This window comes from Mycobacterium yunnanensis (assembly GCF_025823185.1).
Lineage (GTDB): Bacteria > Actinomycetota > Actinomycetes > Mycobacteriales > Mycobacteriaceae > Mycobacterium > Mycobacterium yunnanensis.
Map to the genome: position 1 here is coordinate 137,299 of NZ_JACKVK010000003.1, position 16,454 is coordinate 153,752.

General features: G+C 69.3%; 14 protein-coding genes. 9 read left to right on the forward strand and 5 right to left on the reverse strand.

All coding sequences use genetic code 11. The annotated features are described in order from the left end of the window. Positions 1–48 precede the first annotated feature (48 nt). The 5 genes from H7K45_RS04415 to dapC all read left to right on the forward strand — a co-directional run bounded on the left by H7K45_RS04415 (position 49) and on the right by dapC (position 4,105). Positions 49–597: a YceI family protein gene (locus H7K45_RS04415; RefSeq protein ID WP_263994559.1), complete on the forward strand. Its 549-nt coding sequence runs from the start codon at positions 49–51 to the stop codon at positions 595–597. A gap of 98 nt (positions 598–695) precedes the next feature. Continuing rightward, positions 696–1,781, forward strand: coding sequence for an alpha/beta fold hydrolase (locus H7K45_RS04420; RefSeq protein WP_263994560.1), 1,086 nt, complete (start codon positions 696–698; stop codon positions 1,779–1,781). Between the two features lie 35 nt (positions 1,782–1,816). Next, positions 1,817–2,470 (forward strand): class I SAM-dependent methyltransferase, encoded by a 654-nt coding sequence (locus tag H7K45_RS04425; protein WP_263994561.1) that lies wholly within the window; start codon positions 1,817–1,819, stop codon positions 2,468–2,470. A 205-nt stretch (positions 2,471–2,675) separates the two neighbouring features. Beyond that, complete coding sequence (gene fdxA, locus H7K45_RS04430; protein WP_263994562.1) at positions 2,676–3,002, forward strand: ferredoxin; 327 nt, start codon at positions 2,676–2,678, stop codon at positions 3,000–3,002. Next, a complete protein-coding gene (gene dapC / locus H7K45_RS04435; RefSeq protein WP_263994735.1) occupies positions 2,999–4,105 on the forward strand; it encodes a succinyldiaminopimelate transaminase in 1,107 nt (368 codons plus the stop codon). Before fdxA ends, dapC begins: the two co-directional genes overlap by 4 nt. Positions 4,106–4,154: 49 nt before the next feature. On the opposite strand, the gene H7K45_RS04440 is transcribed toward dapC, so the two are convergent. Together H7K45_RS04440 and H7K45_RS04445 are read right to left on the reverse strand one after the other, a co-directional pair. Then, the gene (locus tag H7K45_RS04440; protein WP_263994563.1) at positions 4,155–5,015 is read right to left on the reverse strand and encodes a PDDEXK-like endonuclease domain-containing protein; all 861 of its coding nucleotides are present in this window, start codon (positions 5,013–5,015) and stop codon (positions 4,155–4,157) included. A 203-nt stretch (positions 5,016–5,218) separates the two neighbouring features. Continuing rightward, complete coding sequence (locus tag H7K45_RS04445) at positions 5,219–6,751, reverse strand: PucR family transcriptional regulator (protein ID WP_276069569.1); 1,533 nt, start codon at positions 6,749–6,751, stop codon at positions 5,219–5,221. Positions 6,752–6,888: 137 nt separating this feature from the next. Here H7K45_RS04445 and pruA point away from each other — a divergent pair, with 137 nt between their 5' ends. Further along, positions 6,889–8,529: an L-glutamate gamma-semialdehyde dehydrogenase gene (gene pruA, locus H7K45_RS04450; protein ID WP_263994565.1), complete on the forward strand. Its 1,641-nt coding sequence runs from the start codon at positions 6,889–6,891 to the stop codon at positions 8,527–8,529. A 3-nt stretch (positions 8,530–8,532) separates the two neighbouring features. Next, positions 8,533–9,528 (forward strand): proline dehydrogenase family protein, encoded by a 996-nt coding sequence (locus tag H7K45_RS04455; protein ID WP_263994566.1) that lies wholly within the window; start codon positions 8,533–8,535, stop codon positions 9,526–9,528. Positions 9,529–9,535: 7 nt separating this feature from the next. Here H7K45_RS04455 and H7K45_RS04460 read toward each other — a convergent pair whose 3' ends face one another. Beyond that, positions 9,536–10,366 (reverse strand): endo alpha-1,4 polygalactosaminidase, encoded by an 831-nt coding sequence (locus H7K45_RS04460; RefSeq protein WP_263994567.1) that lies wholly within the window; start codon positions 10,364–10,366, stop codon positions 9,536–9,538. Further along, positions 10,333–10,887 (reverse strand): NUDIX domain-containing protein, encoded by a 555-nt coding sequence (locus H7K45_RS04465; RefSeq protein WP_263994568.1) that lies wholly within the window; start codon positions 10,885–10,887, stop codon positions 10,333–10,335. Before H7K45_RS04465 ends, H7K45_RS04460 begins: the two co-directional genes overlap by 34 nt. 37 nt (positions 10,888–10,924) lie before the next feature. On the opposite strand from H7K45_RS04465, the gene H7K45_RS04470 reads away from it, so the two are divergent. After that, on the forward strand, positions 10,925–12,331 hold the full coding sequence (locus H7K45_RS04470; RefSeq protein WP_263994569.1) for an acyl-CoA synthetase: 1,407 nt from the start codon (positions 10,925–10,927) through the stop codon (positions 12,329–12,331). Between the two features lie 2 nt (positions 12,332–12,333). Then, positions 12,334–12,678, forward strand: coding sequence for a VOC family protein (locus H7K45_RS04475; RefSeq protein WP_263994570.1), 345 nt, complete (start codon positions 12,334–12,336; stop codon positions 12,676–12,678). Between the two features lie 6 nt (positions 12,679–12,684). On the opposite strand, the gene H7K45_RS04480 is transcribed toward H7K45_RS04475, so the two are convergent. Beyond that, positions 12,685–16,008: an Ig-like domain-containing protein gene (locus H7K45_RS04480; RefSeq protein ID WP_263994571.1), complete on the reverse strand. Its 3,324-nt coding sequence runs from the start codon at positions 16,006–16,008 to the stop codon at positions 12,685–12,687. Positions 16,009–16,454 lie beyond the last annotated feature (446 nt).

Below are 16,454 nucleotides of genomic sequence, written 5' to 3' on the forward strand. Positions count from 1 at the left end.
GCTTGGAGAGTGGCCGGGAGGGCCGGCCCCAAGTCAAGGAGATCAGACATGACTGCATCGGTAGCGAACGCACTGAGCGCCGGCACGTGGGCCATCGACCCCGCTCACTCGTCGATCGGGTTCTCCGTGCGGCACCTGATGGTCAGCAAGGTGCGCGGCACGTTCGAGACGTTCAGCGGTGCCATCACCGTGGCCGAGGACGGCACGCCCTCGGTGTCCGCGGAGATCGCCGTCGACTCGGTGAACACGGGCAACGAACAGCGCGACGCACATGTCAAGGCCGCTGAGTTCTTCGACGTCGAGAACCACCCCACCGCCACGTTCGTCTCGACCGGCGTGCGCGCCGACGGTGACGACTACGTCCTCGGTGGCGACTTCACCCTCAAGGGCGTCACCAAGCCGGTCGACCTCAAGCTCGAATTCAACGGCGTCAACCCGGGCATGGGCCACGGCGAGGTGGCCGGCTTCACCGCGACGGCCGTGCTGAACCGCAAGGACTTCGGCGTCGACGTCGACATGCCGCTGGAGACCGGCGGCACGGTCATCGGCGACAAGGTGACCATCACCCTCGAGATCGAGGCGCTCAAGCAGGCCTGATTCGCGAACGTGACGCCACTGCGACCTGGGCCAAGACGGGTCGCAGTGGCGTCACATTCGGTGCTCACCACGTGGCTGCGGTCGTAGGCTGACGGGCGATGATGGCGAAGCCCGAGATGCGGTTCCTCCCCCTCGGCTCCCGCCGCCTGGCCTACGAGGTCCGCGGCGACGGGCCGGTTCTGGTCGCACCGGCGTGGTGGGTGAGTCACCTCGAACTCGATTGGCAGACAGCCGGATTCAGGACGTTCTGGCAGGGACTCGCCGACGGGTACACGCTGGTCCGCTACGACCGGCTCGGTGTCGGAATGTCCGACCGCACGGTGTACGAGTCGGATCTGACCCTCGACGCCGAGGTCGCGACACTGAGCGCGCTGCTCGACGAACTGCAGCTCGAGCGCGTGACGCTGATCGGCGGATCCAGCGGGAGCTGCACCGCAATCGCCTATGCCGCAGCACATCCCGAGCGCGTCGACCGTCTCCTGCTCTACGGGTCGTATGCAGACGGCGCAGAACTGACCCCTCCCGGCGTCGCCGACGCGATTCTCGGCGCGGTCCGCGCGCACTGGGGGCTGGGCTCGCGCTTGCTCGGCGACATGTTCCTCGGCCGGGCCGACGCAGCCCAGCGCGAGGGCTTCGCACGCATTCAGCGAGAGGCTGCGACGGCCGACACCGCTGCGGCAGTGCTGAAGATGGTCTACACCCTCGACGTTCGCGCGCGGCTGCGCGCGGTGCGCGTTTCGACGGCGGTCCTCCACCGCCGCGACGACCGCGCCGTGCCCTACCGCCTGGGGTGTGACGTCGCCGCCGCGATCGGCGGTGCGACGTTCACCCCGCTGCCGGGCAGCGCGCACTTTCCCTGGCACGGCGACGTCGAGTCGGTGGTGAGCGCCTGCTGCCGGAGTCTCGGGGCGGCGCACGCGACGCCCCGCGCGGACACTCCACCGAAGTGGGCTCGGCTGACCGACCGGGAGCGGGAGGTGCTCGACTGCGTGGCGCGGGGTCTGAACGATCGCGAGATCGCCGAGCGCCTCGTCCTGAGCCCGCACACCGTCCACCGGCACGTCGCGAACATTCGCACCAAGCTTGGTGGCGGTTCGCGCACGGCGGCGGTCGCCGAGGCCGCCCGTCGTGGTCTGCTCGGCGATGATGACGCGCCAGGCGCCGAAGATGGCGCATTCGGGTGATGCGGGGGAGCCGCACGCGCTCCTAGCGTTGGACCATGACCGACACGACCGAATACCGGGTGAGCCGCGCGGACGTCCTGTGGCGGCCGGTGTTCGCCCTCGTGTACGACCCGTTGCTCTGGCTCGGTGAGATCGCGGGCATGAGTCGTCGGCGGCGCATGCTCTTGCGCAGTGCGCGCGGCCGCGTCGCGGAGATCGGCGCGGGCACCGGTCTCAACGTCGCGCACTATCCCGACGGACTCGCCGACCTGGTCCTCAGCGAGCCCGACGCCGGCATGCGACGACGACTGGCACGGCAGCTCGCGCGCCACGGGCGGGTCGCGCGTGTCGTCGACTCGGCGGCCGAGTCCCTGCCGCTGGCCGACGGGTCGGTGGACACCGTCGTCTCGACGCTCGTGCTGTGCACCGTCGACGACCCCGAACGCACGCTGGCCGAGATCGCGCGCGTGCTGCGCCCCGGCGGCCAGCTGCTGTTCATCGAACACGTGCGTGCGCGGTCGCCGCGGCTGGCGGCGTGGCAGGACAGACTGGCGCGCCCGTGGCTGCACTTCGCCGCCGGGTGTCGGTGCAACCGGGCGACCCTCGACCTGCTGCGCGCGGGCGGATTCACCGTCTCGGCCGACGACGCCGTATGGCGCGGCGCGCCTCCCATCGTCGGTCCGCTCGCCGTCGGTAGGGCGATCCGCTGACCCGCAGCCGACACGCAGAATTGCACTGGTCGAGCTGTATCTGCAACGTCTAGTATCAGTAACCGCGCGCCACCTTTGGGGATGGCGGGTGAAGTTAGGACACACTGAGACAGGCGTCCAGGTACGGGCACCGCATACTTGCCTTCTCGGTGGTCCGACCAAGGTCCCAACCGACCCAGCAGCCCACTGGACAGGAGAGACATCAGTGACGTACACCATTGCCGAACCCTGCGTCGACATCAAAGACAAGGCATGTATCGAGGAGTGCCCCGTCGACTGCATCTACGAGGGCGCACGCATGCTGTACATCCACCCCGACGAGTGCGTGGACTGCGGCGCCTGCGAACCGGTCTGCCCGGTCGAGGCCATCTACTACGAGGACGACGTCCCGGATCAGTGGAGCGGCTACACCCAGTACAACGCGGACTTCTTCGCCGAGCTGGGCTCGCCCGGCGGCGCGTCGAAGGTCGGCCAGACCGACAACGACCCGCAGGCGATCAAGGACATGCCCCCCCAGGGTGAGGAAAGCTGAGCGCGAGCCTCTCGGCGTCGCTCCCGGTCTTCCCCTGGGACACCCTGGCTGACGTCACCGCGACTGCCCGGGCCCACCCCGACGGCATCGTCGACCTGTCGGTCGGCACGCCTGTCGACGACGTGGCCCCGGTCATCCGCGACGCGCTCGCGGCCGCCAGTTCGGCGCCCGGGTACCCGACGACGGCCGGAACGGCCGCGTTGCGGGCCTCGGCGGTCGCGGCACTGCACCGCCGCTACGGCATCACGGGCGTGGCCGACGACGCCGTACTGCCCGTCATCGGCACCAAGGAGCTCATCGCCTGGTTGCCGACGCTGCTGCACCTCACCCGCGACGACGTCGTCGTGGTGCCCGAACTCGCCTACCCGACCTACGACGTCGGGGCTCGGCTCGCCGGTGCCGAGGTGGTGGCCGCCGATTCGCTGACCCAGCTCGGACCGCGGGCGCCCAAGCTGATCTTCGTCAACTCGCCGAGCAATCCGACGGGCGCGGTCCTCGGCGTCGACCACCTTCGCAAGGTCGTCGAGTGGGCCAGGGCCCGAGGTGCCCTGGTCGCCTCCGACGAGTGCTACCTCGGTCTCGGCTGGAACCCCGACGCACCGCCGGTGTCGGTGCTGCACCCCTCGGTGTGCGGGGGCGACCACACCGGACTGCTGGCGATCCATTCGTTGTCGAAGACCTCGTCGTTGGCCGGCTACCGGGCGGGCTTCGTCGCGGGGGACCCGGCGGTGGTCGCCGAACTGCTCGCCGTGCGCAAGCACGCCGGGATGATGGTGCCGACGCCCATCCAGGCCGCCATGGTCGCCGCCCTCGACGACGACGAACACGAAGCCGTGCAGCGCGAGCGCTACCGTCGCCGCCGCGAGGTGTTGCTGGCCGCGGTTCGCGGCGCCGGCTTCACCGTCGAGCACTCCGAGGCGGGCCTGTACCTGTGGGCCACCCGCGGCGAGCCGTGCCGCGACACCGTCGCCGCGCTCGCCGAACTCGGCATCCTGGTCGCTCCCGGTGAGTTCTACGGTCTCCGCGGTGCCCGGCACGTCCGGATGGCGTTGACGGCCACCGACGAGCGGATCGACGCGGCGGCGAGCCGCCTCGTGTCGTAGGCCATTTCCCGGCTCTCCTGACCGCCGAGTGTGGACTTCTGCTACGTCGTCATGCCCGCAGCCGTGGCATTTCTGCACATTCGTCGAGCCACGGACACCCCGAGGCCTCAAGCGCGGCGAACACTCGTTGCAGGATCACCCTCGGGCGGCGGCGCAACAGGTCGGCGCTGACGCGAACGATTCGCCAGCCGAGGGCGGCGAGGGTGGCGTGCCTGTCGATGTCACGAGCGAAGCGGGCGTGATCGGTCCAGTGTTGCGCCCCGTCGTACTCGACGCCGACCCGAAATTCCTCCCATCCCATGTCGATGCGCGCGAAGGGGTATCCGACGTCGTCGACGACTTCGATTTGTGTGCGCGGCGCGCGAAAGTTCGCTCTCCTCAACAACAGCCGAGTTCGCGTCTCCTGCGGTGATTCGGCTCCGCCGTCCATCACGTCGAGGACCTCGCGCAGCTGCACGAGCCCCCGCGCCCCACGGTGTGCCTCGAGCAACGGGCCCACCAGCGCGGCATTGACGCCGCAGGCGTTGGCGAGTGCGTCCACTCGAATCACCGCCTTCTCGAAGCCCTTCCGACGGCCAAGATCGAAGACCGTCCGGGCTGGTGTGGTGACCGACATTCCGTCGACCGCCGTCACCTCGTCGTCGAACAGGGTCTCGCGGTGCACGACTATGCCGTTCGAGCTGGCTTCGGTCCGCGTCAGCTCGGCGGGCTCGGTGGGAGAGACCCACTGCGAGCCGTGCAAGACCGAGGCCGACAGCCCGGCGACCGTGGCGCGTCGACCTGACCACAGCCATGCCGCGACGGCCCTGTCTCGAGCGGTGACTTCGTGGCCGGCGGGCAGGAACACGTTGCGATGAATCATCTGGTTTCGACTGCGCAACGTCCGCCGGGTGAAATGCCCCCTAGCCATGGCTTCCGTCCCGACGAAGGGTCCGCTGATCGGATGCACGCAATGACGGAACCATGCCCGGCACTCGCTCTCCCCGATCGGGGACGCCGCCGGCGCCGTCTCGTGGATGAACCGTCACCTGTGTACGGCCCGCCGAGTGTGGGCTCGTGTCACGTCACCACGCGAGTCTGCGTGACACAACTGCACACTCGGGGGAATGGGAATCAGCCCACCCGCAGGCTCAGCGAGAGCAGCAATCGCACATCGGGATCCAGTAGCGACGCGTCGATGATCTCCTCGATGCGTCGCACCCGGTATCGCACGGTGTTGGGGTGCACGTGCAAACCCGACGCCGCCGCGGCCACGTCGCCGCAGGCGTCCAGATAGGCCCGCAGCGTGTCGACCAGGACGGGGTCCTTGGCCCGGAGCACCGCGACGCGTGGGTCGACCAGCCGGTGGTCGGCGGCGATCATCGTCACGATCTCGTCGAGCAGCACCGTGGTCCGCGACTCGGCCAGTGACGTGACCCGACCGATGGACCCGGGGTGGCGTTCGGCGCTGTCGAGCACGCGGTCCACCTCGACCCGTGCTGCGGCGACGTCCGCCAACCCCGTTGCCGCAGAGGCGATGGCGGCTCGCAGCTCGAGGCCCAGCTCGTTGCGTAGCGCACCGATGGCGCCTCGGGTCCACGACGCCACCGCCGAGGCCTTGCCGGAGTGCGGGAACACCACGTAGACCCGTGAGCTGCCCGCGGCGACCTGGGCGTCGCGCCGAAACGCGCTGGCGCTCAGGGCGAGAACGTCGGCGAGCCGGGTCGGGGCATCGGTGGATCCGTCGAACCCCACGACCGCGGCCCGACCGTCGACGACCATGCCCAGCTCGCGAGCCAGGGCCGACACCTGCGCCTCGTCGAGGGAGGCGTCGCGCAGCCCCAGCAGTTCCTGCACTCGAATCGCATGGGTCGACGGCGTCGCGGCGAGGCGGGAGATGATCCTCGCCGCCAGCACGCCTGCGCCGCGCAGCACGTCGTCGGCGTCCTCGGCCAGCGGCCGGGAACCCTCCTGCAGCCAGATGGTGCCCGCGAATACCGGGCCACGCCGGCGGTCCGCACCGACGTGGTGGATGCCGACGGCGCGGCGCGGTCGCAGGCCGAGCTCGGGCCGGGCGCCGACGCGGACCACGTCGCCGGTCGCGCGCAGCGCGGTGAAGATGCCGGCCCGCCCGATCCACGCCAGGTGCTCGGGCGGGCCGGCCCGGCCGAGGATGGACAGCCGCCGCAATTCGTCGGCCTCGTCGTTGGAGGCGGAGTAGGCCAGCACGTGCGACGAGACGTCCTCGATGCTGACCATGCCGTGGGTGCGGTCGGCGATCGACTGCGCCAGGCCGAACAGGTCGGTGCTGGGGTCGTACGTCGGGTCGGCGCGGTCGCCGTGATGGTCGAAGACGTGGTCGACCAACCGGTACAACCGCTCCCAGCGGGCTCGCGGTTCGACCGCGACGACGGCCGTGCCCACTGCGACCGCGCGGGCGACCACCGCCTCGGAGGGTTCCTTGACGAAGATCGCCGCCGGGATGCGCCGCGACGTCTGCGAGGTCAACCACGACAACACCTCGTCGTCACCGACGCCGAGGATGAAGAAGACGTCGGCCGAGCTGGCGCCGACCGCGAGGCCGAGCCGGACGTCGTCGGCGTCGATCAGTGCGGCCGACGCGACCGGCAGGTCAAGCCCACGCGGCGCCTCCACCAGGGTGACCATGGTCGCGTCCAGGGCGAGCAGCAGCTGACCCAGTCCGACGCGGGCAGGCTTCACATTGGCCGATGTTACTGGTCGCGGCCGTCAGTCTTATCCGATCGGCCAAAGGTCGACGGTCGGTGATGAGAGACCCTGATCACATGAGTGCCTTCGCCGCCGTCACCGACGTGCCCGCCCCCACCAACGAGCCGGTGCGCGAGTATGCGCCCGGCAGCCCCGAGCGCGCCACGCTCCTCGCCGAGCTTGGCGCGGTGAATGCCGCTGACCCCGTCGACCTGCCGCACGTCATCGGCGGGGTGCACCGGATGGGTGACGGTGAGCGCGTCGACGTCGTCCAGCCGCACCGCCACAGCGCAGTACTTGGCACCCTGACCAACGCCGGTCACGCCGAGGCCAGCGCGGCAGTCGACGCCGCGACGGCCGCCAAGCGCGACTGGGAGGCGACTCCGTTCGACGAGCGCGCCGCGGTCTTCCTGCGCGCCGCCGACCTGCTCGCCGGACCGTGGCGCGCCAAGCTCGCCGCGGCCACCATGCTCGGCCAGTCCAAGAGCGTCTACCAGGCCGAGATCGACTCGTCCTGCGAGCTCGCCGACTTCTGGCGGTTCAACGTCGCCTTCGCCCGTCAGCTCCTGGCCCAGCAGCCCGTCAGCTCTCCCGGGGTGTGGAACCGCACCGACTATCGCCCGCTGGAGGGTTTCGTCTACGCGATCACCCCGTTCAACTTCACCGCGATCGCAGGCAACCTGCCCACCGCGCCGGCGTTGATGGGCAACACCGTGGTGTGGAAACCCTCGGTGACACAGACGTTCTCGGCATACCTGACCATGCAGCTGCTCGAGGCGGCCGGACTGCCGCCCGGCGTGATCAACCTCGTCACCGGCGACGGGTTCGCCGTCTCGGAGGTCGCGCTGGCCGACCCCCGGTTGGCCGGCATCCACTTCACCGGTTCGACCGCGACGTTCCAGCACCTGTGGCGCGAGGTGGGCTCCCACGTCGACCGCTACGACACCTACCCCCGGCTGGTCGGCGAGACCGGCGGCAAGGACTTCGTCGTCGCCCATTCCTCAGCCCGCCCAGACGTGTTGCGCACGGCCATGATTCGGGGTGCGTTCGACTATCAGGGCCAGAAGTGCTCGGCCGCCTCACGCGCCTTCGTCGCGCGGTCGGTGTGGCAGCAGATGGGCGACGACTTCCTCGACGCCGTCGACCAGCTCAGCTACGGGGACGTATCGGATCTGACCAACTACGGCGGAGCGCTGATCGACGAGCGCTCGTTCGCCAAGAACGTCACCGCCATCGAACGCGCGAAGGGCGCCGCCGGGGTCACCATCGCCGTCGGCGGTGAATACGACGACGCCGAGGGGTACTTCGTCCGGCCGACCGTGCTCCTGTCCGATGACCCGACCGACGAGGCGTTCTCCCATGAGTACTTCGGTCCGATCCTGGCGGTGCACGTCTACGACGACGACCGCTACGACGACGTGCTGGGCGTCGTCGACTCCGGCTCGAAGTACGGGTTGACCGGCGCGGTGATCGCCGACGACCGTGCCGCGGTGCTCACCGCCCAGGAGCGACTCCGCCACGCGGCGGGCAACTTCTACGTCAACGACAAACCCACCGGGGCCGTCGTGGGGCAGCAGCCCTTCGGCGGGTCCCGCGCCTCCGGCACCAACGACAAGGCCGGCTCGCCGATGAACCTGCTGCGGTGGACCTCGGCACGGTCGATCAAGGAGACCTTCGTGGCCCCCGTGACGCACGACTACCCCCACATGCAGGGCTGACCGATGGGCGTCTTCCAGCAGTTCGCGCGTCCGGTGATCCTGGCCGCCGCCAAGTCCGACGGGCTGCGCCGTACGGCCGAGCGGATGCCCGTCACCCGCGAGGTGGTGCACCGCTTCGTCCCAGGGGAGACCGTCGAGCACGCCTTGACTTCGGTTGCCGGACTTCGTGATTCGCGCCGCTTCGTCTCCGTCGACTACCTCGGCGAGGACGTCACCGACGCCGACGCGGCCGACGCCACCGTGCGCGCCTACACCGATCTGCTCGACGCCCTCGGTCAGCGTGGCGAGGACCAAGCGGGACCCCGCCAGCTCGAGGTGTCGCTGAAGTTGTCGGCCCTCGGGCAGGCGCTGCCCCGCGACGGCGAGAAGATCGCCCTCGAGAACGCCCACCTCATCTGCACCAAGGCGCAGGCGGCGGGTGCCTGGGTGACCGTCGACGCCGAGGACCATACGACCACCGACTCGACGCTGTCGATCGTGCGCGAGCTGCGCGGCGACTTCCCCTGGCTGGCAACGGTTCTGCAGGCCTACCTCAAGCGAACCGAAGCTGACTGCCGGGAGTTCGCGGGCTCCAGGGTCGGTTCCTCGCGCGAGCGCTCGTCAGCCGGTGCCAGGATTCGGCTGTGCAAGGGCGCCTACGACGAACCTGCCGCGGTGGCGTACCGCGACGCCGACGAGGTCACCGACTCCTACCTGCGCTGCCTGCGGATCCTGATGGCGGGGGAGGGCTACCCGATGGTGGCGTCGCACGATCCCGCCATCGTCGAGGCCGTGCCCACCATGGCACGTGAATTCGGCTTGGGCGTCGACGACTTCGAGTATCAGATGCTCTACGGCATCCGCGACGCCGAGCAGCGCCGGCTGGCCGAGGAGGGCAACCACGTGCGGGTGTACGTGCCCTTCGGCACGCAGTGGTACGGCTACTTCGTGCGTCGGCTCGCCGAGCGGCCCGCCAATCTGACGTTCTTCCTGCGGGCGCTGGCCGAGCGGCGGCACTGACGGTCAATCAGCACTGGGCGTAGACGAAACCCTTGGTGCCCCTGGCGACGAGGTCGCGATCCCGCAGGATCGTCAACGGCGCGCGCTCGGGTGACGCGCACACCGCGTCGAAGGGCGATGGCAGATCGTCGACGTATTCGATCTGCAAGACGTGGTCGCCGTACACCGTTCGGTAGCGGCCGCATTCGTCGTAGGTCGCGCACTCCTCGGCGACGGCGAAGTCGAATCCGACGTCGTGACGGCCCGATTCGGTGGACTCCGCGGCGTTCTTCTGCCCAATCGCCAGCCCGCGGTCGTGAGCGATGCGGGCGTAGGCGCGCGCCAGTTCGAGCGCACCCGCCCGGTCGACGCCGTCGAAGCGGGTGAACGTGTCGAAGTTGTCGATCTCGACGGAGTCGAAACCCTGGTCCGCACAACGAGACACGACCGGACCGAGGACACCGAGGATCACCGCCCGCTGCGGTGCGCTCGACGGATCGAGGACGTATTCGTCGGGCCAGTCGGGGTCGGTGACGGGCTCGCCACCGTCGCGCAGCACCGCCGAGGGGTGCTCCCGCAGCCATCGCTGACCCTCGCCGGGCTGAGTCTGAAAGCCGTTGACGTAGCAGACGTTGTAGGCCCCGGGCATGGGTGTGGCGGTGGCGTCGCGGGCGACGACCGCCAACCCTGGGGTGTCGGCTGTGCCGCCCAGCTGGTAGTCGAACGCCCCCGTGGTCGGAGGCAGCCGCACACCGGCGGACGCGACGGGGGCCGTGCATCCCGCGATCACGGCCGTCGCGAGCAGCACCCCGGCCAGCCGGCCGATCACCGACGCTCGGCGAGCCGCAGCTGCATCCACCCCGCGATGCTCTGGGCGTCGGTGATGGTGCCGTCGACGATCATCTGGTCGATCTGGTCGCCGGTGAACCACTCGCTGTGCATGTCCTGCTCTTCCAGCTCCCGTTCGTGCTCGCCCTCGGTGATGCCGGTGGCCAGGAAGACCCAGCCGCGCTGGCTGCTCATTCCCGGGGCGACGTCGAGCTGGCCGAGCACCTGCATCGACTCCGCGCGCAGGCCCGTCTCCTCCCGCAGTTCGTCGGCGGCGAGGTCGGCCGGCGGCGGCTCGTCGCCGTCCAAGGTTCCGGGGGCGGTGCCCTGCGGGAACTCCCACCGCCGCAGCCCGATGGGGTAGCGGAACTGCTCGACGAGCCGGTAGCGACCCCCCTCGTCCTCACGCGCGATCACCAGCGCGAAGGTCGGCTTGTCAACGACCCCGTAGATGCCGAGGCTGCCGTCGGGTCGTCGGATGTCGTCCTCCCGGACGGCCATCCATGCGTTTCGGTACACCTGGCGTGAGCTGACGCGTTCTATGGGATCCACGCGACCAGTATTGCCCGCCCACGGTAGCGTCGCGCGTGTGTTGTTGGCCTCTCTGAACCCGTCGGCCGTCGCTGCCGGCCGCGACCTCGCCGACGCGGTGCGCATCGGTGGGGTGAGCCTGAGCCGCAGCGACCTCGTCGGCGCCGCGACCTCGGTCGCCGAACGTGTCGGAGGAGCCCGTCGCATCGCGGTGCTCGCCACGCCGTCGGCCAGTACGGTGCTCGCCATCGCGGGCTGCCTGATTGCAGGCGTGCCCGTCGTCCCCGTTCCCGCTGACGTCGGCCAGGCCGAACGCCGCCACATTCTCGGTGATTCCGGTGCGCAGGCCTGGCTTGGAGAGCTGCCGGAGGAGACCGAGGGGCTACCGCACGTGCCGGTGCGGTTGCATGCCCGGTCGTGGCACCGCTACGCCGAGCCGTCGCCGGACGCCACCGCCATGGTCATGTACACCTCCGGCACAACGGGCCCGCCCAAGGGCGTGCTCATCAGTCGGCGCGCGATCGCGGCGGACGTCGACGCCCTCGCCGCGGCGTGGTCGTGGACGCCCGAGGACACCCTGGTCCACGGCCTGCCGTTGTTCCACGTCCACGGGCTGATCCTGGGTCTGCTGGGGTCGCTGCGCATCGGAAACCGCTTCGTGCACACGGGAAAGCCGTCTCCGGCCGCCTATGCCGAGGCCGCCGGTTCGCTGTACTTCGGCGTCCCGACGGTGTGGTCGCGCATCGCGGGTGACGCCGACGCCGCGCTGGCGCTGTCCTCGGCGCGGCTACTAGTGTCGGGCAGTGCGCCGCTGCCCGTCCCCGTCTTCGAACGGCTGGCCACGTTGACGGGTCACGCGCCGGTCGAACGCTATGGCAGCACCGAATCGCTGATCACGCTGAGCACCCTGGCCGACGGTGAGCGGCGGCCCGGCTGGGTCGGACTTCCGCTGGCGGGCGTCCAGACCCGCTTGACGGGCGACGACGGCACGCTGGTCCCGCACGACGGGGAATCGATTGGGCGCCTTGAGGTTCGGGGTCCCATGCTCTTCGACGGGTACCTCGACCTGCCCGACGCCACCGCGGCGGCGTTCGATGCCGACGGGTGGTACCGCACGGGTGACGTGGCCGTCGTCGACGACGAGGGCATGCACCGGATCGTCGGGCGGGAATCGGTCGACCTGATCAAGTCGGGTGGCTACCGGGTGGGGGCCGGCGAGGTCGAGACCGCGCTGCTCGGACACGACGGCGTCGCCGAGGTCGCGGTGGTCGGGATGCCCGACGACGATCTCGGCCAGCGGATCGTCGCGTTCGTCGTCGGATCGGCACGGCCGGAGGCGCTGATCGACTACGTTGCCGATCAACTGTCGGTGCACAAGCGTCCGCGCGAGGTGCGGATCGTCGACGCGTTGCCCCGCAACGCCATGGGCAAGGTCATGAAGAAGGAACTGACGCGAGGGGAGTGACGATGGGTCTGAGGTTCTCCGAGATCTGCATCGACGCCGACGACGTCGAGGCGCTGGCCCGATGGTGGTCGGAAGCGCTGGGCTGGCCCGCCGAGACCGACGAAGACGGCGACGTGCTGCTGCGCACGAATGCCGGGCCGGACTGGTTGTTCCTCGCGGTGCCCGAGGGCAAGGCGGTGAAGAACCGCATCCACTTCGACTTCACCCCCGACGACCAGGACGCCGAGGTGCGTCGGTTGCTCGCCCTTGGCGCCCGCCGGGTCGACATCGGCCAGGGCGATCAATCATGGGTGGTGCTCGCCGACCCCGAGGGCAACGAATTCTGCGTCCTCTCTGGCAGGGACTGACTCCCCTCACATGCGGTCGGAGAGTCGCCGGACCTCGGGCTGGGAGCACAGCGGCCAGACGTCATCCTGCTGATATATGCCTGGCAGCCAAGCGCTTTGGCATGACGGCAGCCCGCCGTTGCCGTAGGCCACCTCGACCGTCGGCACGCCGACGACGGCGCCCGCGGACGGGGTGACCTCGACGGTCGCCGTGAAGGGCCCGTCACCCCATTCGCTGGTGCCGATGTAGTACGTGAACGAGTCGGTCCCGACGAATCCCGTCGCCGGGGTGTAGGCGAAGCTTCCGTCACCGTTCAGGCTCAGCGTGCCGTGCGTCGGTCCGTCGACGAGGCCGGCCCTGGCGCCCTGAGCGAGGTAGTCGTTGCCGACGACGCCCTTCGCCGCGGTCACTCTCAGCGTCGTGCCCGTCGAGACGGTGAACCGGGTTGCGCCGGGTTCGGACGGACTGCCTCCGTCGTCGGAACCGGTGACGGTGATCGTGACGCTGGCGAAGCTGACCATGCCCGCGGCGTTGGTGATCGTGTAACTGACGTAGTCGATTCCGGTGAATCCGGGCGGCGGCGTGTAGTGCAGCGTGCCGTCCTGGGCGACGCTCGCCTGACCGCGGTCGGGCGGCGTGTCGATGGCCACGGTCAGGACGTCGTTGCTGGGATTGGAGTCGTTGGTCAGGACGTCTATGTCGACCGGGGTGTCCATCGCCGTGACGGCCGTGTCGTCGTTCGCCGTCGGCGGGATCCTCGGGGGCAGAATCGTGACGGTGACGGTGGCGGTGCTGGTGTTGCCGAAGGCGTCACTGATCTGATACGTGAACTGGTCGGTGCCGGAGAAGTCGGGCTCGGGTGTGTATTCGATGGTGCCGCCGAGGTTTCCGCCCGTCGTACCGTGAGCGGGGGTGCCGTAGTCCGACACGTACAGGTAATCTCCTTCGGGGTCGGTGTCGTTGGCAAGCACGTCGACGATGACCTGAATGCCGTTTGGAAACGTCACGGCGTCGTCGTTGGCGGTGGGTGCATGATTCTCCTCGACCACCGTGACCATCACGTTCGCCTCGGCCTCGTTGACGCCGTCGGACACCGCATACCGAAACTCGACCGTGCCGACGAAACCGGTTGCGGGCGTGTAGGTGAACGTTCCGTCGGAGTTGGTGGTGACGGTGCCCGACGTGGGCTTGGTGACGATGCGGGCGGTCAGCGGGGCGCCCTCGGGATCGGAGTCGTTGGCTAGGAGATCCAGCGTGACGGGTACGCCGACGTAGGTCTGATATCCGTCGAAGTTCGCCTGCGGGGGAAGGTTGGGCGCCACCTTGACGGTGATGGTCACGGTGGTCGTGTTGGCCGCCATCGTGGAATCGGTTGCGGTGTAGCTGAAGACGTCCTGGCCGAGGAACCCGGCCGCAGGGGTGTAGACGAACGAGCCGTCGGACGCCATCACGACGGTGCCGTACGCGGGCTGCTGGGTGACCGCCGCGGTCATCGAGTCGCCGTCAGGGTCGAAGTCGTTGGACAGCACCCCCCACTGGGGACTCACCACGAGAGGGGTGTCCTTGGTCGCGTCGTAGTAGTCGCGGCCGACCAACGGGTCGTTGAAGTAGCGTCCCACGTTCACGGTCACGGTGGCCGTCGAGGAGCCACCCACACCGTCGGCGGCGGCGTAGGTGAACGAGTCGACGCCCACGAATCCGGCGTTGGGAGTGTAGACGAAGGTGCCGGTGCCGTCGTCGGAGACGACGCCGGAGCGTGGCTGGTTGCCCACGGTCGCCGTCAAGGGGTTGCCCGAGAAGCCGAAGTCGTTGGCGAGCACCGTAATCGACACCGCGGTGTCGACGGGGGTGAATACGGCATCGCCGACCACGAACGGTGGTGGGGTGTATCCGGCGTTCACCACCGTGATCGTGACGGTGGCGGTCGCCGTCTGGTTGCGCGAATCGGCGATGGTGTAGGTGAACGAGTCCTCGCCGAGGAACCCCGGGTGCGCCGTGTAGGTGAACACGCCCGTCTCGTCCATCGTGACCGAGCCGTTGGCCGGGTCGGTGTGAGCGACGACGACGAAGCCCGCCTGAGAACCCGAGTCGTTGGACGTCGCCGACGTGGTGAAGGGCGTCCTCGACGTGGTGAAGGAGTCGTCGACGGCGGTCGGCGGCTGGTTCGGCAGCACCGCGATGCTCACCACGGTGGATGCAGACGACCCGGTGCCGACACTGATTGCCGTGTAGTCGAATTCGTCGGGCCCGACGTAACCCTGCTGCGGTTGATAGGTGAACGTTCCGTCGGACTGCATCGTGACGCTGCCGTGGCTTGGATCGGTGTGCGAATCGACGACGAGCGAATCACCCGCGGGGGCGGTGTCGTTGTCCAGCACACTGCCGCTGACCGCGGTGTCCACCAAGGTGGCGTAGATGTCGTTGGACACCGTGGTCGTCGTCGCGTCGACGCTTCGCTGAGCCTCGCGACGCGTCCAGGCCAGCAAGGTCCATGCCAACGGCGATTGGACGGGAACCGAGGGCCCGGGCGTGTCGGGCGGTGCCGGCACCACGGTGAGGGCGGTCGTCGACGGACTCGGCACTGGCGCAACGAGTTCGGATGTCGGCACGTCGGCGACCGGGGTGACGCTGCTCTGCGGGGTCTCCACGGCATGGGTGCCGGCGTCGACGGTGTCAGGCGCCACCGCTCTGGTCGAGGCCTCCCGAAGCGGGGTGGTGGTGGTGACCGACGCGGCCACCGCTGAGGAGGCTCCGGGTGACGCGGCTGGCGTCGTCGGCCGGTCGTGCTTCGGGGCTGTGCCCGATGAGGCGACCGAGGTGGAGTCGGCCGATGCGGAGCTCGAGGTGACGGGTCGTTGGCCCACCGACGTATTGGCGCCGCCGGAGGCGCTGACCACCATCTCGGGAACGGTGGAACCGGTGTCCCCATGTGGAGTCGAGGCCGCGCCGGATCCCGCCGTGGTCGCGGTCTCGGTGGGCGACGTCGACGTGCTGGACCCGGCCGGGGGTGAGTCAGTCGTCGCCGAGGTCGCCGCCGAAGCCGAAGCCGAAGCCGTCGAGGACGATGCACCCGACGCACCGGTCGAGCCCGCCGGTGAGTCCGTTGCGCCTTCGTCGGCGGCGGCGAGGCCGGCGCCGGTGGCAGTGGCCACCGCGACGCCGACGCCGAGGGCTACCGCAAGTGCACCCACGCGCCCGACGTGCCGCGCGAAGGCGGGTTGTCCGGACGGTGCGTTCAGGGGCGACGGACCCTCGAGGCGGAAGGTCGGGTACACGGCCTGGGCGCGTCGACCGTCCTTGCGGTGTCGTGCACGGACCTGAGCGGCGCGACGGCTGGCTGATGAGGGCATGGGGGTACCCACCTCTCTACTGGCGTGATGTTGCGAGGCGCTGCAACGGGAATTCGTCAGAGTCGCGCAAGGAGCAACTTACGCCCTCGTAAAACAATTTGCTGGCAAAACTCGCGAATTCGACGTTCGGGTCAATGAGGCTTGACCGGTGGTCGCGAAGGCGCGGTGCGGATGCTTGTCGGATTCTCCAGCTTCGCTTGGATGCCGTTCAAATCTGGCCGCAGCCAGCATGTTCGACCACCAGCCGTCGAACTGGCTAACGCGGTGGCTCCACCCAATGCGGCGACGTGCGGCCGCACCCTCGAAGATCGTGACGAAGGACGGGTTGGTTCCGCAAACTGTAATTGTGTCGTCCACTGACAATTGTCTTATTGGTGTCCGTCCATCCCGAATGTGATCTTGAATTTGCGTCGCCGAGAAAAGTGGGCCCTCCGGTCGCCAGTCGG